General features: G+C 59.3%; 21 protein-coding genes. 16 read left to right on the top strand and 5 right to left on the bottom strand.

The annotated features are described in order from the left end of the window. The first annotated feature begins 23 nt into the window (after positions 1–23). The 3 genes from ybiX to ybiJ all read left to right on the top strand — a co-directional run bounded on the left by ybiX (position 24) and on the right by ybiJ (position 1,586). On the top strand, positions 24–701 hold the full coding sequence (gene ybiX / locus ES815_RS16545) for a PKHD-type hydroxylase YbiX (RefSeq protein ID WP_142488780.1): 678 nt from the start codon (positions 24–26) through the stop codon (positions 699–701). Between the two features lie 72 nt (positions 702–773). After that, a complete protein-coding gene (locus tag ES815_RS16540; protein WP_032617164.1) occupies positions 774–1,040 on the top strand; it encodes a DksA/TraR family C4-type zinc finger protein in 267 nt (88 codons plus the stop codon). A 285-nt stretch (positions 1,041–1,325) separates the two neighbouring features. Beyond that, on the top strand, positions 1,326–1,586 hold the full coding sequence (ybiJ, locus tag ES815_RS16535) for a DUF1471 family protein YbiJ (RefSeq protein ID WP_142488779.1): 261 nt from the start codon (positions 1,326–1,328) through the stop codon (positions 1,584–1,586). Between the two features lie 112 nt (positions 1,587–1,698). On the opposite strand, the gene ybiB is transcribed toward ybiJ, so the two are convergent. Then, complete coding sequence (gene ybiB / locus ES815_RS16530; RefSeq protein WP_142488778.1) at positions 1,699–2,664, bottom strand: DNA-binding protein YbiB; 966 nt, start codon at positions 2,662–2,664, stop codon at positions 1,699–1,701. A 276-nt stretch (positions 2,665–2,940) separates the two neighbouring features. Between ybiB and ES815_RS16525 the strand changes: the two genes are divergently transcribed. Genes ES815_RS16525 through ES815_RS16505 form a run of 5 tightly spaced genes read left to right on the top strand, consistent with a single transcriptional unit; the run spans position 2,941 to position 8,272 of the window. After that, positions 2,941–3,477, top strand: a complete 537-nt coding sequence (locus ES815_RS16525) for a fimbrial protein (protein WP_142488777.1) — start codon at positions 2,941–2,943, stop codon at positions 3,475–3,477. Between the two features lie 57 nt (positions 3,478–3,534). Next, positions 3,535–4,209, top strand: coding sequence for a molecular chaperone (locus ES815_RS16520; protein WP_142488776.1), 675 nt, complete (start codon positions 3,535–3,537; stop codon positions 4,207–4,209). A 13-nt stretch (positions 4,210–4,222) separates the two neighbouring features. Next, on the top strand, positions 4,223–6,763 hold the full coding sequence (locus ES815_RS16515; RefSeq protein ID WP_142488775.1) for a fimbria/pilus outer membrane usher protein: 2,541 nt from the start codon (positions 4,223–4,225) through the stop codon (positions 6,761–6,763). A gap of 16 nt (positions 6,764–6,779) precedes the next feature. After that, entirely contained in the window at positions 6,780–7,763 is a 984-nt protein-coding gene (locus tag ES815_RS16510) for a fimbrial protein (RefSeq protein ID WP_142488774.1), read from the top strand. 8 nt (positions 7,764–7,771) lie between these two features. Beyond that, positions 7,772–8,272 carry a fimbrial protein gene (locus ES815_RS16505; RefSeq protein WP_142488773.1) on the top strand — a complete coding sequence of 167 codons (501 nt, stop codon included), beginning with the start codon at positions 7,772–7,774 and terminating at the stop codon, positions 8,270–8,272. On the opposite strand, the gene dinG is transcribed toward ES815_RS16505, so the two are convergent. Both dinG and rhlE read right to left on the bottom strand, forming a co-directional pair. Further along, entirely contained in the window at positions 8,259–10,436 is a 2,178-nt protein-coding gene (gene dinG, locus ES815_RS16500) for an ATP-dependent DNA helicase DinG (RefSeq protein ID WP_142488772.1), read from the bottom strand. The two genes, ES815_RS16505 and dinG, sit on opposite strands and share 14 nt — an antisense overlap. Positions 10,437–10,531: 95 nt before the next feature. Beyond that, complete coding sequence (gene rhlE / locus ES815_RS16495; protein ID WP_142488771.1) at positions 10,532–11,896, bottom strand: ATP-dependent RNA helicase RhlE; 1,365 nt, start codon at positions 11,894–11,896, stop codon at positions 10,532–10,534. A gap of 270 nt (positions 11,897–12,166) precedes the next feature. Between rhlE and cecR the strand changes: the two genes are divergently transcribed. The 5 genes from cecR to ES815_RS16470 all read left to right on the top strand — a co-directional run bounded on the left by cecR (position 12,167) and on the right by ES815_RS16470 (position 17,894). After that, positions 12,167–12,844: a transcriptional regulator CecR gene (gene cecR / locus ES815_RS16490; RefSeq protein ID WP_142488770.1), complete on the top strand. Its 678-nt coding sequence runs from the start codon at positions 12,167–12,169 to the stop codon at positions 12,842–12,844. Further along, positions 12,841–13,836 carry a secretion protein HlyD gene (gene hlyD, locus ES815_RS16485; protein ID WP_142488769.1) on the top strand — a complete coding sequence of 332 codons (996 nt, stop codon included), beginning with the start codon at positions 12,841–12,843 and terminating at the stop codon, positions 13,834–13,836. Before cecR ends, hlyD begins: the two co-directional genes overlap by 4 nt. Next, the gene (locus ES815_RS16480; RefSeq protein ID WP_142488768.1) at positions 13,829–15,565 is read left to right on the top strand and encodes an ATP-binding cassette domain-containing protein; all 1,737 of its coding nucleotides are present in this window, start codon (positions 13,829–13,831) and stop codon (positions 15,563–15,565) included. Before hlyD ends, ES815_RS16480 begins: the two co-directional genes overlap by 8 nt. Continuing rightward, positions 15,558–16,691, top strand: coding sequence for an ABC transporter permease (locus ES815_RS16475; RefSeq protein ID WP_142488767.1), 1,134 nt, complete (start codon positions 15,558–15,560; stop codon positions 16,689–16,691). The genes ES815_RS16480 and ES815_RS16475 overlap by 8 nt, the downstream gene beginning before the upstream one ends. A gap of 96 nt (positions 16,692–16,787) precedes the next feature. Further along, complete coding sequence (locus tag ES815_RS16470) at positions 16,788–17,894, top strand: ABC transporter permease (RefSeq protein ID WP_142488766.1); 1,107 nt, start codon at positions 16,788–16,790, stop codon at positions 17,892–17,894. Here ES815_RS16470 and ES815_RS16465 read toward each other — a convergent pair. Continuing rightward, positions 17,856–18,266 (bottom strand): YbhQ family protein, encoded by a 411-nt coding sequence (locus tag ES815_RS16465; protein WP_142488765.1) that lies wholly within the window; start codon positions 18,264–18,266, stop codon positions 17,856–17,858. The genes ES815_RS16470 and ES815_RS16465 overlap by 39 nt on opposite strands. A gap of 132 nt (positions 18,267–18,398) precedes the next feature. Between ES815_RS16465 and ES815_RS16460 the strand changes: the two genes are divergently transcribed. The 3 genes from ES815_RS16460 to ES815_RS16450 are packed head-to-tail and all read left to right on the top strand — an operon-like array spanning position 18,399 to position 21,360. Continuing rightward, entirely contained in the window at positions 18,399–19,160 is a 762-nt protein-coding gene (locus ES815_RS16460) for an endonuclease/exonuclease/phosphatase family protein (RefSeq protein ID WP_142488764.1), read from the top strand. Next, complete coding sequence (clsB, locus tag ES815_RS16455; protein WP_142488763.1) at positions 19,157–20,398, top strand: cardiolipin synthase ClsB; 1,242 nt, start codon at positions 19,157–19,159, stop codon at positions 20,396–20,398. The genes ES815_RS16460 and clsB overlap by 4 nt, the downstream gene beginning before the upstream one ends. Then, positions 20,398–21,360 (top strand): YbhN family protein, encoded by a 963-nt coding sequence (locus tag ES815_RS16450; RefSeq protein ID WP_142488762.1) that lies wholly within the window; start codon positions 20,398–20,400, stop codon positions 21,358–21,360. The genes clsB and ES815_RS16450 overlap by 1 nt, the downstream gene beginning before the upstream one ends. A 272-nt stretch (positions 21,361–21,632) precedes the next feature. Here the strand turns inward: ES815_RS16450 and ES815_RS16445 are convergent, their stop codons facing one another. Further along, on the bottom strand, positions 21,633–23,417 hold the full coding sequence (locus tag ES815_RS16445) for a DUF2235 domain-containing protein (RefSeq protein WP_142488761.1): 1,785 nt from the start codon (positions 23,415–23,417) through the stop codon (positions 21,633–21,635).

Raw genomic sequence — 23,417 nt, 5'->3', positions numbered from 1 at the left:
CCCCACCTTTCGGAGAACCTTTTATGATGTATCACATTCCGGGCGTGCTGAACGCCGATGAGGTGGCGCAGTTCCGCGCTCAGCTGGACCAGGCCCCGTGGATCGACGGCCGTGCCACCGTGGGCAACCAGGGTGCGCAGGTCAAAAATAACCAGCAGGTCGACACGCAAAGTCCGCTGTACGCCACCCTGCAGGCGGCGGTGTTGCAGGCGGTGAATCAGCACGCGCTCTTTTTTGCCGCCGCCCTGCCGCGCCAGATCTCCAGCCCGCTGTTTAACCGCTATCAGCAGCAGGAAACTTACGGCTTTCACGTCGACGGCGCCGTGCGCAGTCACCCGCAAAGTGGCTGGATGCGGACCGATCTCTCGGCCACCCTCTTTTTAAGCGAGCCCGACAGCTACGAGGGTGGCGAGCTGGTGGTTAACGACACCTACGGCCAGCACAGCGTCAAGCTCCCGGCAGGGGATCTGGTCCTCTATCCCTCCAGCAGCCTGCACTGCGTGACCCCGGTGACCGCGGGCGTGCGGGTAGCCTCCTTTATGTGGATCCAGTCGATGATCCGCGACGATAAAAAGCGCGCCATGCTGTTCGAGCTGGACCGCAATATCCAGACTCTGCGCGGCCGCCATGGCGAAAGTGACGAAGTGCTCTCCCTGCTCAATCTCTACCATAACCTGCTGCGTGAATGGTCTGAAATCTAGCCCTTCGCCTTGATTGTGCGTTTTTTAGCCCCATAGTTACTGGTACAGCGCAATATCCTGTCAGGAGGGTTTATGGCTTCCGGTTGGGCGAATGATGACGCCGTTAATGAACAGATCAACAGTACCATTGAAGATGCGGTGGCGCGGGCGCGGGGCGAGATCCCGCAGGGTGAGAGCCTGAAAACCTGCGAAGAGTGCGGGGAGCCCATCCCCGAAGCGCGGCGTAAAGCGGTGCCCGGCGTCCGGCTGTGCATCGCCTGCCAGCAGGAGAAAGATTCACATAATGCATCACATGCAGGATATAATCGCAGAGGATCGAAAGACAGCCAGTTACGATGACTGGCCTGGCGGCAGCAACGCCACGCAAGCGGTTTCTTTTTTGAGCACGATTTTTTGCTGTGCGTTTCGCAAAACGTGCCCTCACACTTCCCTCTGTAAAGCGCAACGGCAAGAAAGGTAAATTCATTCACTGAATTTATTAATATTCAATAACTTATTTGTCATTCAAATTTTTCGAATGATGTCGTCAATTCTCTTCGATTTTATCTCTCGTAAAAAAGCGTGATACTTATCACATCGACGGAACAACGTCCCCTTAACAGAATAACCTGCGAGATACTAACGATGAAAACCATTAAATATGCTGTTGCCGCTGTTGCCCTGACTACCCTCTCCTTCGGTGCTTTCGCTGCGGAATCTATCAGCGCCGCTCAGGCAAACAGCATGAACAAAATCGGTGTGGTGAGTGCTGAAGGCGCGACCACGCTGGATGGTCTGGAAGCACGCCTGGCAGCGAAAGCTGAAGCGGCTGGCGCGACCGGTTACACCATTACCTCCGCCAACACCAACAACAAACTGAGCGGTACTGCGGTTATCTACAAATAACCTGCCCCTTATCTCTGCTCTGCTCGCCAGTTCGCTGGCGAGATGCTCCAACCCTCATTGACCCTGTTGTTATTTTTTTGGCCCGTCCATCGCTGGACGGGCCTTTTTTTATTTAAAAACTCTGGTTAACCCGCGCCAGCCCGGCGTCGACCGTCTCAACCTGTCCGGTCGCCAGCAGGCAGCAGGCCATCTGTAGCTTCAGAGCGTGCGGCACCGCTTCACGCCCGGCCAGGCAACTCTCTATCCAGCGGGCGGTCGTTTCAGGATCTTTGGCCTGCGGCAGGGAGACGTCGCTGTTCTCTTCTCCGCGCTCCAGCACCACCCGGGTTCCCGCCGTCGGGTCAATCAGGGTTTGCTGCGGGCAGCGCTGCGGGTTGGCATATACTTCCCCTTCGGTGCCGTGCATCAACAGCCCCCGACCGCCAATATCGGCAAAAAAGGTCGCCACGCGGGTGACGTACTCCGGGTGCGAGACGCTGGAGAGGCGCAGGGCGGCATCTTCCGCAAAGGGCGTCGCCAGCTTGGCGAGGGTATGGGCGCTGTTACGCACCCCCATCCGCCAGCGCATCGCCAGCTGTTTTTCCAGCGGCGGACACAGGGTGCTCACCGGAATATAGACCGGATGATGCCCCTCGAGCTTCGCCTGCGCCTGGCCGCCGTGACGGGTCGGCTCGATGCCCAGCAGGGTAAAAATGGTTTCCGTCAGCACGCGGGTGGGATCTTCACTTATCCCGTGTACCACTACCGGAAACCCCAGCTTGTTCAGCAGAATAGCCAGCAGCGGGGTCAGGTTGGCCTGCTTGCGCGCGCCGTTATAGCTCGGGATCACCACCGGCATCGGCTTCGCCACCGGCGGCGTCAGGCGCAGGGTTTGCGCCTGCATCGCTTCGTAGAAACCGCGCATTTCGGCTTCGCCTTCGCCCTTAATACGCAGGGCAATCAGGATGCCGCCCATCTCCAGATCCGGTACCTCGCCGTTCAGCATCGCGGTATAGAGCGCCCGGGCGGTCTCCTGATCCAGGTCGCGGGCGTGGTTTTTCCCCCGCCCGACCTCTTTGATAATTTTGCGATAATCCACGTTCTTTCTCCTTGTGACATCTTGTTAACACTATAGCGTTGATAAGGCGCCATCGGACAGACATTTCTCTTATCGCTGCCGGGCGGCAATAACATCATCCCCTTGTAATTTCAGTAAAAATAAAAATTCAACCGTTATCGGAATCACTATTGACCCGACCAATAGTTATCCGAAATTAATTACGTAAATTATCTACCCGGTAAAAAGTTGCCCCACTTTTTACCGCAGTTCATCACAACGGATGTTATTACCCCCGGAATTTATTCAGGAATTATTATGCGTAAAATTGTCTCCGGCACCTTTATTGCCACTGCATTATGTTGTTCTGTCTCTGCCTGGGCTGCAAACAGCGGCGAGGGACAGATTAATTTCACTGGCGAAATCATCGACTCCGCCTGTCAGGTGGTAAATGGCGTCAGCAGCCCGCTGGATGTTTCCCTCGGCAAAGTCTCACAAACGGCCTTTACCGGTTCAGGCTCGACCACGTCAACCACCCGTTTTGATATCCAGCTGAAAGACTGCCCGGAAACCATCACCAGCGCGGCGATCACCTTTGGTGGCTCCGCTGACGGTACCAACGCCAACGTGCTGGCGGTAACGCCAGGCACCGGTGCCGCCACCGGCGTCGGTATCCAGCTGCTGGATAAGACAGAAAATCCACTGAGCCTGTACACCGCCTCCACCAGCTATACGCTTCAGTCCGGCACCACCACCAACGATCTGGTGTTTGGCGCACGCTATATCCAGACCGGCAGCACCATCACCGCCGGCCCGGCGAATGCGGTCTCCACCTTTACCGTCATGTACAACTAATCCTGCGCTGCCTGGCCCTCTGCGGTCAGGCACCGCCTGCTTTATCAGAGTCCCGCCATGCGTAAATCTGTTTTCATCGCCGCCCTGTTATTCATTACCACCGCCGCTCACGCCGGGGTGATTATCGAAGGGACCCGTCTAATCTATCAGGGAGATAAAAAAGAAGCGTCGTTAGGGCTTTCCAACCCGGATAACCTCGACTATCTGGTGCAATCCTGGGTGGAGAGCGCCGATTCTGCGCGGAATAAAGCGCCGTTTCTTATCACCCCGCCGCTGTTTCGCCTCGATGGCAAACAGGACAACATCCTGCGCGTGGTGCGCACCGGGGGCACGTTGCCGACCGATCGCGAATCGCTCTACTGGCTGAATATCAAATCCATTCCGTCCACCTCCCGGGAAGAGAGCAGTAACACCCTGCAAATCGCCATTAAAACGCGAATCAAACTGATCTACCGCCCGAGCGGGATTAACGGCAAACCGGACGAGGTGGCGGGTAAATTACGCTGGCATAAGCAGGGCAATAGACTGGTGGTGAGCAACCCGACGCCCTTTTACATGAACTTCCAGACCATCACCGTCGGCGGTAAAAAAGCCGACAATGTGACCTGGGTGGCCCCCGACAGCGACGCGCACTTTGCCGTGCCGGGCGGCATCACCGGGAGCACGGTTTCCTGGAAAATCATCAACGACTACGGCGCGGTAAGCCACGCCTGGTCTGCGCCTTTGCACTAAGCCCGACGCCGCCATGCCCTGGGACTACTCCACCAAAGCACCCCGTCACCCCGCGCGCGCCCTGCTGATTGCGCTGGGCTGCGCGATACTGAGCGTGGGCGTGCAGCAGGTGCTGGCGGAGGATTATTTCAACCCGGCCCTGCTGGATATCGATACCCCCGGTCAGGGCAAAACCGACCTTTCCGTGTATGAGACGGGCCCAGGCATCGCGCCGGGGAGCTATCAGGTGGATGTCTACGTCAATAACAACAAAGTAGCCAACAGAAAGATCGCCTTTGGCCTGCAACAGCCGGCCAGCGGACCGGCCACCCTGCAACCCTGCCTCTCGGTGGAGACCCTTAAGAGCCTGGGTATCCGGAGCGATAAATTCAGCGGCACGAAGAATGACGGCTGTGTCGATCTCGCTGGGTTACCTGCCGCCAGCGCCACCTTCCGCCCCGGCCAGCAGCAGCTGCTGCTGAGTATCCCTCAGGCGGCCATCACCCCGGTTCCCCACGGTTACGTGGCGCCGGAAGAGATGGACAACGGCATCAACGCCTTCCTGCTGAACTACAGCTACTCCGCCGGGGATAGCCGCAGCTGGGGTGAAGACAGCAGCCACCAGCGCAATGACTACCTGAACCTGCGTCCGGGGCTGAACCTCGGCGCCTGGCGCCTGCGTAACTACTCGACATGGAGCCAGACCCGGGACGATCGCACCACGCAGCGCGATTTTTCCTCCGTCTACAGCTATGCCCAGCGCAATATCCTGTCGCTGGGCAGCGTCGTCACCCTCGGGCAAAGCGCCACCCCCTCGGACGTGTTTGACAGCCTGTCGTTCACCGGAGCGCAGATCGCCTCGGACGACGACATGCTGCCGGACAGCCTGAAAGGCTTCGCCCCGCGCATTCGCGGCGTGGCGCACAGCAATGCCCAGGTGGTGGTGCGCCAGAACGGCTACGTGATCTATCAAAATTACGTCGCACCCGGCGCGTTCGAGATTCACGATCTCTACCCCACCGGCGGCAGCGGCGATCTGAACGTCACCGTCAAAGAGACCGACGGTAGCGAGCAGCACTTCGTGGTGCCTTACGCCTCAGTGCCGGTTTTGCAGCGTGAAGGCCGGTTCAAATACAGCCTGACCGGCGGGCGCTACCGCAGCTATGACCACAGCGTGGAGCAGACGCCATTCCTGCAGGGGACCGGGATCTACGGTCTGCCGTACGATATCACCGCCTATGGCGGCCTCCAGACCAGCCAGTATTACGATGCCCTGGCGCTCGGCACCGGGAAAAATATCGGTGACTGGGGGGCGTTTTCGGTGGATATAACCGCGGCGAAATCGCAGATGCAGGGGCAAAAAACCTCCCGCGGCCGCGCCTGGCGGGTGCGCTACAGCAAAGATTTCGTCACCACCGGCACCCACTTTACGGTGGCCGGGTATCGCTACAACAGCGCCGGATTTGCCACCCTGGCAGACGTGTTTGACTCGCACACCGCCAACGACGACTGGACGCCAGGCGACAGGCGACGCGACCGCCAGGAGGCGACCCTCGATCAGTCCCTGGGCGGCTCTCTGGGGTCGATGACGTTAAGCCTGGTGAAAGAGAACTACTGGCACAGCGACCAGGGCATGACCTCGCTGAGCATTGGCTATAACGGCAGCTGGCACGGCATCAGTTACGGTATCAACTACGGCCTGAGCAAAAACACGCAGGATGAGGACGACGACGACCAGCGGGAGAACGAGCAGACCTTCGGCTTTAACCTCTCCGTCCCGCTGGATCGTTGGCTGAGCAATACCTGGGTCAATTACACCTTCAACAACAGCAAAGATGACACCAGCCAGAGCGTCGGCCTCAACGGCACCGCGCTGGCAGACAATAATCTCAGCTGGGGGGTGCAGCAGGGCCACAGCCACGCGTCCGGCTACAGCACCAGCCTGAACAGCGATTACAAAGCCACCTACGGCGAAATGACGGCGGGCTACTCCCGGGATAACCAGCAGCGCCAGCTCAACCTCGGCGTGCAGGGCAGCATGATTGTCCACGCCCACGGCGTCACCTTCGGCCAGCCGATGGGAGATACCGTGGCGCTGGTGGAGGCGCCGGGGGCCAGCGGAACCGGGATCGACAACCAGACCGGGGTCAAAACCGACTATCGTGGCTATGCCATCGTGCCTTACGTCACGCCGTACCATCACAACACCGTGGCGCTGAATACCGAAAGCCTGCCCGCCGGGGCCGACGTCGGCCAGGCGGCCAAAGTCATCACCCCAACCCGGGGGGCGATTGTACGTACTCACTTTGATACCCGCGTCGGCAGCCGGGTGCTGCTGACTCTCACCCGGGCTGACGGTCGTCCGGTGCCCTTTGGCGCCACGGCGGCGCCGGCCCATGACAGCGGCGAATTTATCGTTGCCGATGGCGGCCAGGTCTACCTGACCGGGATGCACGCCCACGGCAATATCAACGTCAGCTGGGGCAAAGGCGCAGGCGCCCACTGCTCCGCCCACTATCAACTGCCGTCCCGATCCGCTGACCCGGTGATTAGCGTCACCGCGCAGTGCACCTGACAACGTCGAGGAAAAGATGAAACCCTTCCGTTACGGCTGTGTTCTGGCCCTGTTTGCCGCCCTGTTTCTGTTTATGCCGCAGGCCAAAGCGGCCTGCTCCACTGCGGATCTGCCCTGGACGGCCACGCCGGGGACCCTGACGGTGCCCGCCTCTCTCGGGGCTGGCAGCGCCATCCCCGGCTCCGCGCAGTCGCACAGGGTAAAAGGCCGCTGTGATGCCGCCGACAGCGGCAAGCCGATCACCGCCTGCCATCTGGGCCCAGGCGAGGAGATACCGGGGATGCCGGGCGTCTGGCGCAGCGGTATCGAAGGGATAGGTATTGAACTGCTGAACAGCGCCGGACAGCCGGTACGCGGCCGCGCCGCCCACTGTGACAGCAGAAGTACGCCGTTGGGGTACGTCAGCAGTGACGGCAGCTTCAACGTGACGCTGACGATGCAGCTAATCAAAACCGCAAGTACCACCGGAGAGCAGGCCTCAACGACGGTGCATAACGGCATCTGGTCGCTGGGCATCTACCCCGATCAAAAGCTGGGTCAGCTTAACGCCGTGCGCTACGGTGGCAATCTGGCGCTGAAGGCGACCACCTGCTCGGTGGATCCGAAAAGCCTGAACGTCTCTCTGGGGAATTTTGCCGTCAGCCAGTTTACCCATGTCGGCAGCACCAGCGACTGGAGAACCTTCAATCTGACCGCAACCTGCACCGACGCGGTGACGATGACCGCCCGTATCACCAGCCCGAACGGCGCCACCTCCATTAGCGACGGAAATGATGTACTGAATATTAACGCCGGCATCGACAGTGCCAGCGGCGTCGGCGTCAAAATGATGGTCGGCGGCGTTTTACTGCGCTACGACTACCCCATCCCCTTCGGGGACCAGACGGTGCCCAACCAGCCGTTCAACCTGCCCTTCCAGGTGCAGTACTACCAGACCGCCGAGGTCGTGACCGCCGGCAGAGCCAATACCCTTGCCACCATAGACATTGAATACCAGTGAGATCCCCGATGAAATACGTTGCCCTGCTACTGCTGCTGACCAGCGCGTCTGCCCCGGCCACCGACGTGATCCTCAGCATCAAAGGCAATATTTACGACACCGCCTGCGAGGTGGACAGCGCCAGCCAGAACAAGGTGGTCGATCTCGGCCAGGCCGTTGCCAGTGATTTTAAATCGGTGGGGGACACCGGGGTGTGGAAGAACTTTGATATTACCCTCTCGCATTGCCCGCAAAACTTGACCCTGGCGACGATCAACCTGGAGGGGCAGCGCGACACCCTCCACCCGTTTAAGTTTGCCAACACCGGCACGGCCAGAGGGCTGGCGCTGGAGCTGGCAGACCGCACCGACGCGATCATTCTGGCGCCGGAAGCGCGCTTCAATGCGGTGGTCGACCCGCTCACCCACACCGCCGATTTCCCGATGGCGGCACGCTATTACGCCTCGCATACCCCGGTCAGCGCGGGCGAGTTTTCAAGCGTGGTGCAGTTTACCTTCACTTACCAGTAGGACCGCGCCTCTTGGCATGGATGCTTTTTTTACGCCCGGCGGCAAGTTTAGCCGGGCGTTTTTTTACTTCGGGCACCTCGGGCTGCTCGATAGGAAACACCGGCAGGGCATTCAGCAGACGCTTGCCGTAGTTTTTGGTCAGCAGGCGTTTATCGTAGATCACCACCTCACCCCAGCAGCTGTGGCTGCGGATCAGGCGCCCGACCTGCTGGATCAGGTTGAACGACGCCGCCGGCAGGCTCTGCACCTCAAACGGGAAGCGGTTGAGGCTTTTCAGCCACTCGCCCTCGGTCAGCACTACCGGGCTGTCGATGGGCGGGAAGGCAATCTTGTGGATGTGCACCTGGGTCAGGTAATCGCCCTTCAGATCCAGCCCCTCCGCGAACGACTGGAGCCCCACCAGCACGCTGCGCTCCCCGCTGTCTATCCGTTTACGGTGGAGTTCCACCAGCCGGTAGCGGGGCTGATCCCCCTGCACCAGCAGAAGCAGGCGCAGATCGGTGACGAAGGTTAAAAAGAGATTCATCGCCCGGGCGCTGGCGAACAGCACCAGCATGCCGGGGTATTTTTTGCTTTCCAGCTGTTCGCGGAAGTAGGCCGCCATCTCGGCAAGATGCTGCTCTTCGTTGTCGATCAGCGGCTCAAACTGCATGCGCGGGATCACCAGCTTGCCCTGCTCGCAGTGGTTGAACGGCGAATCGAGGGCCACAAAACGATCGCCCGCTTTCTCCTTCAGGCCGCTCATCTCCTGCAACCGCGAGAAGCTGTTCAACGAGCGCAGCGTGGCGGAGGTGACCACCACATGCGGGACGCTGCGCCAGAGCAGTTTTTCCAGCTGATCGCTGACGCGAATGCCCGCGCAGTGGAAGAAGAGATGCACCTGCCCCTCCCTGACTTCCCGCGTCGCCCACTTGGTGACCGGCGCGCCGGAGGCCTGGGCCATCGACGCCAGCCGCCACAGCTTGCTCTGCCCTTCGAACATGCCGAGCGCGCGGTTCATCTGCAACAGTACCCGGTGCACACGCACCACGTCATGGGTGCCGGTCTTTTCACTGAGATCGTTTAAAAACAGCTCCGCCAGCCCGCGCAGTTTTTCGATAAGCTGCGCCAGCTCGCGGCAAAGGGTCATGATCTCATCCGGCAGCTCGCCCATCTCAAAGCGGTGCTCCGCCTCCTGTCCGGGCGGGAGATAGAGATTGAGGATGTTATTCAGCGAGGCGATATGGGTGTAAATGGTTTCGCAGTGCTCGCTGAGGCGCTCCGGGACCGCCAGCGGCGGGATGGTTTTCGGGCGGAACTGATCCATGCAGGTGGCAACCAGCTTGCAGAAGAGATCCAGCTGCAGGCGGAACCAGGGGGCGGTGATCTCGGCGCTCATCTCCAGCGCATCGCGGGCAACGTCCGGCAGATGATGGCCTTCATCCAGCACCAGCAGCAGATGTTTCGGGTCCGGCAGTACCGCTTCGCTCTCCATGGCCGCCATCACCAGGGCGTGGTTGGCGACCACCACTTCGGCCTCCTGAATTTCACGGCGGGCGACAAAGAACGGGCATTCGCGGTAGTAGTGGCAGTTGCGGTTCAGGCAGCTTGCTTTATCGGTGCTGAGCCTGCGCCAGAGGTCGTCGCTGATGGCCTGATCGGTGTGATCGCGCAGGCCGTCCCACTTGTAGCCGTCGAGATCGGTCTTCAGCTTTGCGCACTGCTCCTGCTCGGCCTTGTTGTTAGGGGTCAGCTCGTCATCAAGAAACGCCAGCAGATCCTGCTGGGTCGGTTCGCTGCTGGCAAGGGCGGCCAGATTGCGCGGGCAAACGTAACGCCCGCGCCCGAAGGCGGCGGTAAAGCGCAGCTCGGGGATGATCTTGCGCAGCAGGGGCAGGTCTTTACTGTAGATCTGATCCTGCAGGGCTACGTTGGCGGTGCTCACCACCAGCGTCTTTTGTTCTTCCCGGGCGATAGCGATGCCGGGGATCAGGTAGGAGAGGGTTTTACCGACCCCGGTCGGGGCTTCAATTGCCAGATGTCGCCCCTCGTCACCGGCCAGCGTTTTTGCCACATCGGCAATCATCTGCCGTTGCGGTGCGCGGGGGATAAAGTCGGGGATCTGCTGTTGCAGCGCCTTATACCAGGCGGCAATTTGCGCTTTCAGCGCGGCGGTTAAAGCCATGATGGACCTGAAATACTGTATAAACAGCCACTATTGTGGCACTTTCTTAAGCGGGCCGCAAAAGAAAAGCCCGGCTTTACGACCGGGCTTCCAGATTACTGTGCGCTGGCAGGTTTGCGCGGACGGCGTCGGCGCTGGCCTTCCCCGGCCGGTTTCGCTTCACCATCGCGACGCGGTGGCTTGCTGGCCGCTTTCGGCGCGCCGCCTTCGCTACGGCGCGGCTGCTGCTGACCACGACCGCCGCCGCCCTGCCCGCGTCCACCGCCCTGACCGCGACCGCCACCCTGGCGACCGTTCTGGATCGGCTCAGCTTTGATCGACGGATCCACGTCATAACCCGCAAGGGCGATGCGCGGGATCTCTTTCTTCAGCAGGCGTTCGATATCGCGCAGCAGTTTAATTTCATCCACACAGACCAGCGACAGCGCTTCGCCGGTGGCCGCTGCACGACCGGTACGGCCGATACGGTGGACGTAATCTTCCGGGACGTTCGGCAGCTCGTAGTTGACCACGTGCGGCAGCTCTTCGATGTCCAGACCACGGGCGGCGATGTCGGTCGCCACCAGCACGCGGATATCGCCGGATTTAAAATCTGCCAGCGCGCGGGTACGTGCGCCCTGGCTCTTGTTGCCGTGGATAGCCGCGCTGCGGATCCCGTCTTTGTTCAGCTGTTCTGCCAGATGGTTTGCGCCGTGCTTGGTGCGGGTGAAGACCAGCACCTGCTGCCAGTTGCCTTCGCCAATCATCTGCGACAGCAGCTCGCGCTTGCGCTTTTTGTCCACCATGTGCACATGCTGGGTCACCTGCTCGGAGGCGGTATTGCGGCGCGCCACTTCCACTTCCAGCGGGTTGTGCAGCAGTTTTTCCGCCAGGCCTTTGATCTCGTCGGAGAAGGTAGCGGAGAAGAGCAGGTTCTGGCGGCGGGTCGGCAGTTTTGCCAGCACGCGGCGAATATCGTGAATGAAGCCCATGTCGAGCATGCGGTCGGCTTCGTCGAGCACCAGGATTTCCACGCTGTCGAGCTTGACGGCGTTCTGGTGTTCCAGATCGAGCAGGCGGCCCGGGGTCGCTACCAGCACGTCCACGCCGCTGCGCAGTTTCATCATCTGCGGGTTAATGCTGACCCCACCGAACACCACCAGCGAGCGGATGTTGAGATAGCGGCTGTACTCACGCACGTTCTCACCCACCTGGGCGGCGAGTTCACGGGTCGGGGTCAGGATCAGGGCGCGCACCGGGCGACGGCCCTTGGCGTGCGGCTCTTTCTGAATCAGGCGTTGCAGCAGCGGCAGGGTAAAGCCGGCGGTTTTACCGGTCCCGGTCTGGGCGCTGGCCATCAGGTCGCGGCCGGCCAGCACGGCAGGAATGGCCTGCTGCTGAATAGGGGTAGGTTCGCGGTAGCCCTGCTCTTCTACAGCACGCAGGATTTCCGGGTTCAGGCCAAGGGTATCAAAAGACATAACAACTCCGAACCGCCCCGACCATTTCAGGTGTAGTTTTCAGGGAGATAATGACAAATAGAAGGACAAAAACCACGGTGTCGCGAAGCAGCGGAGTGTAGCAGCTTTTGTGACGTGGCGCATAAAATATCCCGCAAACAGATGCATCCACGCTATTACGTAGGCCGGGCAGACGCAGTGCCGCCCGGCGCAACATTGAACAAGCGGACTGGACAAGCTCAAAAAACAGTCATAATCTTAATCAATCGATTGATTAAGATTATATGCCCTATGAATCCGATCCCGACCACCACTAAAGGCGAACAGGCCAAAAGCCAGCTGATTGCCGCCGCGCTGGCGCAGTTTGGCGAATACGGGCTGCATGCCACCACCCGCGATATCGCCGCCCAGGCGGGGCAGAACATCGCCGCCATTACCTACTATTTTGGCTCGAAAGAGGATCTCTACCTCGCCTGCGCCCAGTGGATCGCCGACTTCATCGGCACTCACTTTCGCCCGCACGTGGAGACGGCCACTGCCCTGCTGGACGAGCCCGCGCCGGATCGCGCCGCCATTCGCGAACTGATTTTAACCGCCTGCAACAATATGATTCAGCTGCTGACCCATGACGATACGCTAAACCTGAGTAAGTTTATCTCACGGGAGCAGCTCTCGCCTTCCGCCGCTTACCAGCTGGTGCACGATCGGGTTATCGCCCCGATGCACACCCATCTGACCCGGCTGGTGGCTGCCTATACCGGTCGCGACGCCAGCGACACGCAGACCATCCTGCATACCCATGCCCTGCTGGGCGAAGTGCTCGCCTTTCGCCTCGGGCGGGAAACCATTTTGTTACGCACCGGCTGGACCGAATTTGATGAGGATAAAGCCCTGCAGATAAGCCAGGTCATCACCTGTCATGTCGATTTGATCCTGCAGGGGTTAACGCAAAGGAGCCTGGAGTCATGAAAAAACCGGTTGTCATTATTGTGGCAGCGATCGTGGTGCTGGCCGCCGGGATCGGCGGCTGGCTGTGGTATCAGAGTCAGCAGGATAAAACGCTGACTCTCTACGGCAACGTCGATATCCGCACCGTCAACATGAGCTTTCGCGTCGGCGGACGGCTGGCGTCATTAACCGTGGACGAAGGGGATACCATCGCCGCCGGGCAGACGCTGGGCGAGCTGGACAAAGCCCCGTACCAGAATGCCCTGATGCAGGCCCAGGCGGGCGTCTCCGTGGCTCAGGCGCAATACGATTTGATGCAGGCGGGCTACCGCGACGAAGAGGTGGCCCAGGCCGCTGCCGCCGTCAAACAGGCCCAGGCCGCCTATGACTATGCGCAGAACTTCTTTAACCGTCAGCAGGGGCTGTGGAAAAGCCGCACCGTGTCGGCTAACGATCTGGAGAACGCCCGCTCCTCGCGCGACCAGGCGCTGGCAACCCTGAGATCTTCCCAGGATAAGTTGCGCCAGTACCGCTCCGGCAACCGCGAGCAGGATATCGCCCAGGCCAAAGCCAGCCTCGAACAGGCCCAGGCCCAGCTGGCGCAGGCGCAGCTGGATCTGCACGACACCACCCTGGTAGCCCCGGCTAACGGCACGCTGCTGACCCGCGCCGTCGAGCCCGGCAGCATGCTGAACGCGGGCAGCACGGTGCTGACCCTCTCCCTGACCCGCCCGGTGTGGGTGCGGGCCTACGTCAATGAAGCCAGTCTCGGGGAGGCTAAACCGGGGCGCGAAGTGCTGCTCTATACCGACGGCCGCCCCGACAAGCCTTATCACGGGAAAATCGGCTTTGTCTCCCCTACCGCCGAATTCACGCCGAAAACCGTGGAAACCCCGGACCTGCGCACCGATCTGGTCTATCGCCTGCGCATTATCGTCAACGATGCCGACGATTCCCTGCGCCAGGGGATGCCGGTAACGGTCAGCTTCGATAATGGGCAAGCCCATGAGTGACGCGGTGATCCAGCTCACCGGGCTGGTTAAACGCTTTGCCGGGATGGAGAAGCCCGCCGTCGCGCCGCTCGACTGTACGCTGCAGAAAGGCTACGTCACCGGGCTGGTCGGCCCGGACGGCGCGGGCAAAACCACCCTGATGCGAATGCTGGCCGGGCTGCTGAAGCCCGACGAAGGGACAGCCAGCGTGCTGGGGCTGGATCCCATCCAGGACGATCGCGCCCTGCATGCGATGCTGGGCTACATGCCGCAGAAATTCGGCCTGTACGAGGATCTGACGGTGATGGAGAACCTGACCCTGTACGCCGATCTGCGCAGCGTCACCGGCGAGACGCGGCAGAAGACCTTTCAGCGCTTGCTCGACTTTACCGCGCTGGGTCCCTTCACCGACCGGCTGGCGGGCAAACTTTCCGGCGGCATGAAGCAGAAGCTGGGGCTCGCCTGCACCCTGGTAGGCGAACCGAAGGTGTTGCTGCTGGACGAGCCCGGCGTTGGGGTGGATCCCATCTCCCGCCGCGAGCTATGGCAGATGGTGCATGAGCTGGCGGGCGACGGGATGTTGATCCTCTGGAGCACCTCGTACCTCGACGAAGCAGAGCAGTGCCGGGACGTGCTGCTGATGAACGAAGGGGAGCTGCTCTATCAGGGCGATCCGACTAAGCTGACCCAAAGCATGACCGGGCGCAGCCTGTTACTGCACTCGCCCCATGAGAACAACCGCCGCCTGCTGCAGCGGGTGCTGAAGCTGCCCCAGGTGAGCGACGGGATGATTCAGGGGAAATCGGTGCGGGTGATCCTCACAAAAGAGGCCAGCGCCGACGATCTGCGCCAGAGTGCGGATCTGCCGGATCTGCACATCGAGGAGACCGCCCCACGCTTTGAAGATGCCTTTATCGATCTGCTCGGCGGGGCAGGCACCGCGGAATCCCCGCTGGGGGCCATTCTGCATACCGTGGAAGGCACGCCGGGCGAAACGGTAATTGAAGCCAAATCCCTGACCAAAAAGTTCGGTGATTTTGCCGCGACGGATGACGTGAACTTTGCCGTGAAACGCGGGGAGATCTTTGGTCTGCTGGGTCCCAACGGCGCGGGCAAATCCACCACCTTCAAAATGATGTGCGGCCTGCTGGTGCCCACCGCCGGTAAGGCGCTGGTGTTGGATATGGATTTAAAAGTCAGCTCCGGCAAGGCGCGCCAGCACCTGGGCTACATGGCGCAAAAATTCTCCCTGTACGGCAACCTGACGGTGGAGCAGAACCTGCGCTTCTTCTCCGGGGTCTACGGCCTGCGCGGACGGGTGCAGAGTGAGAAGATCGCCCGCATGAGCGAGGCTTTTGGTTTAAGCAACATCGCCAGCCACGCCACTGACGATCTGCCGCTCGGATTTAAGCAGCGGCTGGCGCTGGCCTGCTCCCTGATGCATGAGCCGGACATTCTGTTCCTCGATGAACCGACCTCCGGCGTCGACCCCCTCACCCGCCGCGAGTTCTGGCTGCATATCAACAGCATGGTGGAGAAAGGGGTTACCGTGATGGTCACCACCCACTTTATGGACGAGGCGGAGTACTGCGACCGCATCGGGCTGGTGTACCGCGGCAAGCTGATCGCCCACGGCACGCCTGACGATCTCAAAGCTCAGGTGGCGGACGAGCAACAGCCCGACCCCACCATGGAGCAGGCCTTTATTTCGCTGATTAACGACTGGGATAAGGAGCATGGCCATGTCTGATACCGCCCTCTCCTGGCGTCGGGTGCGCGCCCTGTGCATCAAAGAGACGCGGCAGATTGTGCGCGACCCGAGCAGCTGGCTGATTGCGGTGGTGATCCCCCTGCTGCTTTTGTTTATCTTTGGCTACGGCATTAACCTGGACTCCAGCAAGCTGCGGGTCGGGATCCTGCTGGAGCAGCGCAGCGAAGAGGCGCTCGACTTCACCCACGCCATGACCGGCTCGCCCTATATCGACGCCACCATCAGCGATGACCGCCAGCAGCTGATCCAGATGATGCAGGCCGGGCGCATTCGCGGGCTGATCGTCATTCCGGTGGATTTCGCGGCCCGCATGGCGCGCCCGGGCGATACCGCCCCGATCCAGGTGATCACCGACGGCAGCGAGCCGAACACCGCCAACTTTGTGCAGGGCTACAGCGAAGGGATCTGGCAGCTGTGGCAGATGCAGCGGGCGGAAGACCGCGGTGAAACGTTCGAGCCGTTGATCGACGTCCAGACCCGGTACTGGTTTAACCCGGCGGCCATCAGCCAGCACTTTATTATCCCCGGCGCGGTGACCATTATCATGACGGTTATCGGCGCGATCCTCACCTCGCTGGTGATCGCCCGCGAGTGGGAGCGCGGCACCATGGAGGCGCTGCTCTCCACCGAAGTGACGCGCACGGAACTGCTGCTGTGCAAGCTGATCCCCTACTACTTCCTCGGGATGCTGGCGATGCTGCTGTGCATGCTGGTGTCAGTGTTTATTCTCGGCGTGCCCTATCGCGGCTCGCTGCTGGTGCTGTTCCTCATCACCAGCCTGTTTTTACTCAGCACCCTGGGGATGGGGCTGTTGATCTCCACCGTCACCCGCAACCAGTTTAACGCCGCCCAGGTAGCGCTGAATGCCGCCTTCCTGCCGTCGATTATGCTGTCCGGGTTTATTTTCCAGATCGACAGTATGCCGGCGGCGATCCGTGCGGCAACCTACATTATCCCGGCGCGCTATTTCGTCAGCACCCTGCAAAGCCTGTTCCTGGCGGGCAATATTCCGGTGGTGCTGATTGTGAATCTGCTGTTTTTGATTGCGTCGGCGGTGATGTTTATCGGGCTGACGTGGATGAAAACCAAACGGCGATTAGATTAGGTTTCGCCCGGTGGCGCTGCGCTTACCGGTCCTACGGGTCTCGTTGATTTTGTAGGTCGGGTAAGCGAAAGCGCCACCCGACAAGAGGACGACACTATGCTTTACCGTTTATGGACCTTGATCCGCAAAGAGCTGCAATCTCTGCTGCGCGAGCCGCAGACCCGGGCGATTTTGATTTTGCCGGTGCTGATCCAGGTGCTGCTGTTCCCTTGGGCGGCCACCCTGGAGGTGACCAACGCCACCATCGCCGTCTATAACGAAGATAACGGCAAACATTCGGTGGAGCTGACCCAGCGCTTTGCCCGCGCCAAAGCCTTTACCCACGTGCTGATCCTCAACAGCCCGCAGGAAATACAGCCGACCATCGACACGCAAAAGGCGCTCTTGCTGGTGCGCTTCCCGGCCGATTTTTCCCGCAACCTCGACACCCTGCAAACCGCGCCCATGCAGCTGATCCTTGACGGGCGTAACTCCAACAGCGCGCAGATTGCCGCCAACTACCTGCAGCAGGTGGTGAAGGAGTATCAGCAGGAGCTGATGGAGGGCAAACCGAAGCCGAACAACAGCGAGCTGGTGGTGCGCAACTGGTACAACCCGAACCTCGACTACAAATGGTTTGTGGTGCCGTCGCTTATCGCCATGATCACCACCATCGGGGTGATGATCGTGACGTCGCTGTCGGTGGCCCGCGAGCGCGAACAGGGCACGCTGGATCAGCTGCTGGTCTCTCCGCTGGCGACCTGGCAGATCTTCGTCGGCAAAGCGGTTCCGGCGCTGATTGTGGCCACTTTCCAGGCCAGCATCGTGCTGGCCATTGGCATCTGGGCCTATCACATCCCCTTCGCCGGTTCGCTTCTGCTGTTCTACTTTACGATGGTGATTTACGGGCTGTCGCTGGTGGGCTTTGGGCTGCTGATCTCGGCGCTCTGCTCGACTCAACAGCAGGCGTTTATCGGGGTGTTTGTCTTTATGATGCCGGCGATTTTGCTCTCCGGCTATGTCTCGCCGGTGGAGAATATGCCGGTCTGGCTGCAGAACTTAACCTGGGTAAACCCGATCCGCCACTTCACCGATATTACCAAGCAGATCTATCTCAAGGATGCGAGTCTGGACATTGTGTGGGGAAGTTTGTGGCCGCTACTGGTGATAGCGGCCGTGACGGGGTCAGTGGCGTACGCGATGTTTAGACGCAATATCGCGTAGCTTTTTGTCTTTGGTTAACAGTGAAACCACCGCTGGCCCGGCCAGGATCGCCAGGCCGGCAACGGCCAGTAAAAAGTTGTTTTGCAGCACGCGTGACAACAGCCACAGCACAATCACTGCCGCACCGAAATACCAGGTGGTGGTGAGCTCTTCGAGCACATCCGCCACTTCGCGCCAGCGTTCTTCATGATGACGCTGTAAAAAGAGCATCAGCAGTACGGTTACGCCGTACAGCACACATAAACCTAAGCCGACGCGCACCAGGGTGCCGCTCATCCAGGCCATCACCAGTACGGCCACCACCAATAAATGCAACATAATCTGCCAGCAACTCAGGCCGGTCGCGACGCGTATGCGTTGTTGCCACTTCATGGCACTCTCCTGAAGGATTTTACTCTGCTTGTTCAGACTATCGCACTTTACGGAAAATTCCGTAACACAGCACCTTTTTGTGACGACGACTACACTTTATTTTCATCAGGATAGTGACGCGGGAAGGAGTGTATGACCCAACAAACCCGGCATTTTTCGCTTAAAGTCTTAACGATCAACATTCATAAAGGATTCGCGGCGTTTAACCGCCGTTTCATTCTGCCCGAACTGCGCGACGCCGTACGTACCGTCAGCGCGGATATCGTCTGTCTGCAGGAAGTGATGGGGGCCCATGAAGTGCATCCGCTGCACGTAGAGAACTGGCCCGACACCAGCCACTACGAATTTCTCGCGGACACCATGTGGAGTGATTACGCCTACGGGCGCAACGCCGTCTATCCCGAAGGGCATCACGGCAATGCGATCCTCTCCCGCTATCCCATCGAACACTATGAAAACCACGATGTCTCGGTTGGCGAGAGTGAAAAACGCGGACTACTCTACTGTCGGGTTGCCGTGCCGGAGCTGGCCATGCCGCTGCATGTGGCCTCGGTGCATCTGGGCCTGCGGGAAGCCCACCGCCAGGCGCAGCTGCAGATGATGGCCGACTGGGTCAACGCCCTGCCCGAGGGCGAGCCGGTCGTGGTGGCCGGGGACTTTAACGACTGGCGTCAGCGCGCCAGCCATCCGCTGAAAGCGGAGGCCGGGCTCGAAGAGGTGTTTACCCTCGCGCACGGCAGGCCTGCCCGCACCTTCCCGGTCAGGTTCCCGCTGCTGCGTCTCGATCGTATCTATGTCAAAAATGCCCATGCCAGCAGCCCTACCGCGCTGGCACTGAGTAACTGGCGTCACCTTTCCGACCATGCGCCGTTAAGTGCGGAGATTCATCTATGAAATGTTCATGGCAAAGCGGCAACCGGATTAAGCTGCTGGAAAATGGCGATCAATATTATCCGGCGGTATTTGCCGCCATCGATAAGGCCCAGAGTCGGGTGCTGCTTGAGACCTTCATCTGGTTTGATGACAGCGTAGGCCGCAAGCTGCATGCCGTTATCCTGCGCGCAGCCCAGCGCGGCGTGCATATCGAAGTGCTGCTGGACGGCTACGGATCCCCCGATCTCGATGACGACTTCGTCGGGGAACTCACCGCGGCAGGCGTGGTGTTCCGTTACTACGATCCACGCCCTCCTCTGTTCGGCATGCGTACCAACGTGTTCCGCCGCATGCACCGTAAAATTGTGGTGGTGGATGAGCAGGTGGCCTTCGTCGGCGGGATTAACTACTCCGCTGAACATATGTCGGACTACGGTCCGGAAGCCAAACAGGATTATGCCGTCCAGGTCGAAGGCCCGGTGGTGCAGGATATTTTGCAGTTTGTCGTGGAAAACCTGCCCGGCAAAGCCGCCGTGCGTCGCTGGTGGAAGCGGCGTCATCGCGCCGAAGAGAACAGGAAACCGGGCGAGGCCCAGGCACTGTTCGTCTGGCGCGATAACGAAGAGCACCGGGACGATATTGAGCGGCACTATCTCAAGATGCTCACCAACGCCCGGCGCGAAGTGATCATCGCCAACGCCTACTTCTTCCCCGGCTATCGCCTGCTGCACGCCATGCGTAACGCGGCGCGGCGCGGCGTGCGGGTGAAGCTGATTGTGCAGGGCGAGCCGGATATGCCGATCGTCACGGTGGGCGCGCGCCTGCTGTACAACTATCTGGTGAAAGGTGGGGTCGAGATTTACGAATACCGCCGCCGTCCGCTGCACGGCAAGGTGGCGCTGATGGACGATCACTGGGTGACCGTCGGCTCCAGCAACCTCGATCCCCTCAGCCTGTCGCTGAATCTGGAGGCCAACCTGATTATTCACGATCGTGAGTTTAACCAGACCCTGCGCGACAATCTCTCCGCCATCATCGCCGAGGATTGCGTACGGGTTGATGAGACGATGGTACCGAAACGCACCTGGTGGAATTTGGGCAAAAGCGTGGTGGTGTTCCACTTCCTGCGCCATTTCCCGGCGCTGGTGGGTTGGTTGCCGGCCCATACGCCCAAGCTGGCGCAGGTGCCGCCCCCGGTACAGCCCGAAATGGAGACCCAGGATCGGGTCGAGGCAGGTAACACGGGAGTGAAACCCTGATGAGCAAAAAACATTCGCGCTGGCGTCTGGCTAAAAAGATCCTCACCTGGGTATTTTTTATTGCCGTTGCGGTGCTGCTGGTAGTTTACGCGAAAAAAGTCGACTGGACTGAAGTCTGGAAGGTTATCCGCGACTACGACCGTGTGTCGCTCCTGAGCGCGATTGCGCTGGTGGTGCTGAGCTATCTGCTGTATGGCTGTTACGACCTGCTCGGGCGGGTTTACTGCGGGCATAAGCTGGCCAAACGTCAGGTTATGCTGGTGTCGTTTATCTGCTATGCCTTTAACCTGACCCTGAGCACCTGGGTCGGGGGTATCGGGATGCGCTACCGGCTTTACTCCCGCCTCGGGCTGCCCAGCAGCACCATTACCCGCATCTTCTCCCTGAGTATCACCACCAACTGGCTGGGCTATATCCTGTTGGGCGGGGTGATCTTTACCGCCGGGGTCGTTCAACTGCCCGACCACTGGTACATAGACCAGACGACGCTGCGCATTCTCGGCGTGGTATTGCTGCTGGTGATTGCCGTTTATCTGTGGGCCTGCGCGTTTGCGAAGCGGCGCCATGTGACGATCAAAAAGCAAAAGCTGGTGCTCCCCTCCTGGCGTTTTGCAATGGCGCAGATGGGTATTTCAGCCGGTAACTGGATGGCGATGGGGGCGATTATCTGGCTGCTGATGGGCGAAGATGTGAATTACTTCTTCGTGCTGGGAGTGTTGCTGGTGAGCAGCATCGCCGGGGTGATTGTCCATATTCCGGCCGGCATCGGCGTGCTGGAGGCGGTATTTATCGCCCTGCTGGCCGGGGAGCATGTCTCTCACGGCACCATCATTGCCGCCCTGCTGGCCTACCGCATGCTCTATTACTTCCTGCCGCTGGCACTGGCGACGGTCTGTTATCTGGTGCTGGAGAGCCGGGCGAAGAAACTGCGGGCTAAAAACGAGCAGCAGATGGCGAAGTGATATCCCCTCCCCCCAGCCCTTATGTCTTGATCTTCTCTGCGAGGTGGAGAAGATCAAGACATAAGGGCCAGAGAAAGGGCATAAGACCGGATGTTATCGCCGATCGTTATCATCCTCTAAACGACGCTCATCATCTTCAAGGCGATGTCGAGCTTCGTCCACCTGACGCTGGCGGTCATCCTGCTGGCGTCGCCGAGCCTGAGCTGCCTGCGACGGCTGTCTTAGAACGGCAGTAGCGGAGGAATCTCAAATTCTGTCGCGAGTAGTCCTCATCAGGCCTCAGGCATCTCCATTGAGCGAATTACAAAAAAGTCCTGGGAGATACCCGCTCCTTTTTCAACGGTTTGCAGGTCGTGTACAAACCATGCGTACATTTCCGGCGGTGCAGCATCTATGGGAAATGGCTGGGGCTTACCGAGGTGCGCCGCATGGAAATAATCCAGAAATCGCTTCGCACGCCACAGCGCCGGCCCATACACGTTCGGTACGATATCCCTGCGCCTGTCCATGGGGTTCTGTTCAATACTGTTTCGCATTCTTATCGCGGCATCCTTCACGTCATCAAGCCAGCCCCAGTTTTGCTGTAACACAGACAGTTCAGTGGCGTACTGCCCGGCGGTCTCTTTCGCCTCCTGAGTAATGCCTGCAAACCCTACTGATGCGCCAGCAGAGGCCAGCGTATCGCCGCGCTGCTTTTCGTATTTCATGCATTCCGTGCGGTACTGATAGTACTGACGACCCAGCCAGTCGATATAGCTGTCCAGATGACGGTTCTGGCATGCGGTGCTTAATGAAGTAAAAGGCAGTGCGCTCTGGTAGGCTTCTGCCCACTGCAGGATGGACTGGTTTTTAACGTTGTCCTGGACGGTAAAATAGCTGGCTACGGTTTCGGAGTAAGATTTCAGACTTTGAAAATCAGGGAAAGGCACGCCCGCCATGGTCGCCTCGCGGTACATTCTGTGCAGCGCCACGCGGCAGAGTTCCGCACTGGGTTTCTGTTCGTCCGGTTTCAGGCCACCGCCAATATCCTCCGCGCATCCGGGATAGAGTTCTTCCTTGTGCGCCGGGTTATTGCCGGTGCGGTACAGGCAGCGCCAGACGCGGGTTTCATGGGCGGCAACGAGATGCAGGCTTTTCTTTACCGCCTCAGGCAGGGGGGTATCCTGGTCGATGGATTTGTCTCCCAGCAATACGCTGATTCCTTTTATTGGCCCGCCAAACGCAGAGATAAAGTAATCCATGCCGTTGTTGTTGCTGGCCGATGTGCGTCGCGAGCAGTCAAACAGGCCGGTAAAGACGATATCGACGGGTATGCCCTGGTAGGTGTATTTATCCCCTTCTTTGTTACAAATATCTTTCAGCAGACTGTCGAGGAATTTACGTGCCAGGGTAGCACCGAGGTCAAAACCGAAAAGGGAGACAGAAATGACTCTGACGGGGACCGGGCTTTTTTTAACAGCTTCTTTGTATCCCTTTTCAAACGATATTTTTGTCGATGCAATACGGGTATCCGCCCCCGTTACCAGCATATCTGCTATCACAGGGTTATCACGAAGCCAGGGGGTTGCTTCGATGACACTTTTTTTGGCAGCCTTTTTTGCCGTATCGGAGGCCAGTTTTTTCCATTCCGTAGGGTTAAGAAGTTTCTTTCCCTGTTTTTTTAAAACCTCGTACCAGTTGTTGCCTTTTATAGAATCCATGCCCGCGTCTTTGGCCATTTCGCCGGGCTGTTCTTTTAAATTATCGTTTATGCTGCCCAGGCCGCTGTCCATGATGGTGTGAAGCTTTTCAACGAGAGTTTCATTAAAAGAAGTGCCCAGGCCAGAAATGTAAAAAGAATTATAAGTCACATTTGGCATGCTTTCTTTTTCATCCGGAAAAGCCCTGAACATTCTGGCAATGTTGCTGAGACGATGCTCCGGTGCATCCTGTTCGATATTTCGATGAATTCCATCAAAAAAGAACCCCACATGCCATACCCGTGAACAGTTCCCTAAACCAGCATCTTCTGCCTGCTGGGCCCGGTTTGCTGCCGCAATAAGGCTTTCAATATCCAT

Source organism: Leclercia adecarboxylata, assembly GCF_006874705.1.
Classification (GTDB): Bacteria; Pseudomonadota; Gammaproteobacteria; order Enterobacterales; family Enterobacteriaceae; genus Enterobacter; species Enterobacter adecarboxylatus_C.
Note: the sequence above shows the minus strand (reverse complement) of the source record. Positions and strands in the feature narration are given on the sequence as shown.

Bases quoted from the DNA above. Each gene is read 5' to 3' on its own strand.
- ybiX (WP_142488780.1), top strand. From the start codon at position 24: ATGATGTATCACATTCCGGGCGTGCTGAACGCCGATGAGGTGGCGCAG.
- ES815_RS16540 (WP_032617164.1), top strand. From the start codon at position 774: ATGGCTTCCGGTTGGGCGAATGATGACGCCGTTAATGAACAGATCAAC.
- ybiJ (WP_142488779.1), top strand. From the start codon at position 1,326: ATGAAAACCATTAAATATGCTGTTGCCGCTGTTGCCCTGACTACCCTC.
- ES815_RS16525 (WP_142488777.1), top strand. From the start codon at position 2,941: ATGCGTAAAATTGTCTCCGGCACCTTTATTGCCACTGCATTATGTTGT.
- ES815_RS16520 (WP_142488776.1), top strand. From the start codon at position 3,535: ATGCGTAAATCTGTTTTCATCGCCGCCCTGTTATTCATTACCACCGCC.
- ES815_RS16515 (WP_142488775.1), top strand. From the start codon at position 4,223: ATGCCCTGGGACTACTCCACCAAAGCACCCCGTCACCCCGCGCGCGCC.
- ES815_RS16510 (WP_142488774.1), top strand. From the start codon at position 6,780: ATGAAACCCTTCCGTTACGGCTGTGTTCTGGCCCTGTTTGCCGCCCTG.
- ES815_RS16505 (WP_142488773.1), top strand. From the start codon at position 7,772: ATGAAATACGTTGCCCTGCTACTGCTGCTGACCAGCGCGTCTGCCCCG.
- dinG (WP_142488772.1), bottom strand. From the start codon at position 10,436: ATGGCTTTAACCGCCGCGCTGAAAGCGCAAATTGCCGCCTGGTATAAG.
- rhlE (WP_142488771.1), bottom strand. From the start codon at position 11,896: ATGTCTTTTGATACCCTTGGCCTGAACCCGGAAATCCTGCGTGCTGTA.
- cecR (WP_142488770.1), top strand. From the start codon at position 12,167: ATGAATCCGATCCCGACCACCACTAAAGGCGAACAGGCCAAAAGCCAG.
- hlyD (WP_142488769.1), top strand. From the start codon at position 12,841: ATGAAAAAACCGGTTGTCATTATTGTGGCAGCGATCGTGGTGCTGGCC.
- ES815_RS16480 (WP_142488768.1), top strand. From the start codon at position 13,829: ATGAGTGACGCGGTGATCCAGCTCACCGGGCTGGTTAAACGCTTTGCC.
- ES815_RS16475 (WP_142488767.1), top strand. From the start codon at position 15,558: ATGTCTGATACCGCCCTCTCCTGGCGTCGGGTGCGCGCCCTGTGCATC.
- ES815_RS16470 (WP_142488766.1), top strand. From the start codon at position 16,788: ATGCTTTACCGTTTATGGACCTTGATCCGCAAAGAGCTGCAATCTCTG.
- ES815_RS16465 (WP_142488765.1), bottom strand. From the start codon at position 18,266: ATGAAGTGGCAACAACGCATACGCGTCGCGACCGGCCTGAGTTGCTGG.
- ES815_RS16460 (WP_142488764.1), top strand. From the start codon at position 18,399: ATGACCCAACAAACCCGGCATTTTTCGCTTAAAGTCTTAACGATCAAC.
- clsB (WP_142488763.1), top strand. From the start codon at position 19,157: ATGAAATGTTCATGGCAAAGCGGCAACCGGATTAAGCTGCTGGAAAAT.
- ES815_RS16450 (WP_142488762.1), top strand. From the start codon at position 20,398: ATGAGCAAAAAACATTCGCGCTGGCGTCTGGCTAAAAAGATCCTCACC.
- ES815_RS16445 (WP_142488761.1), bottom strand. From the start codon at position 23,417: ATGGATATTGAAAGCCTTATTGCGGCAGCAAACCGGGCCCAGCAGGCA.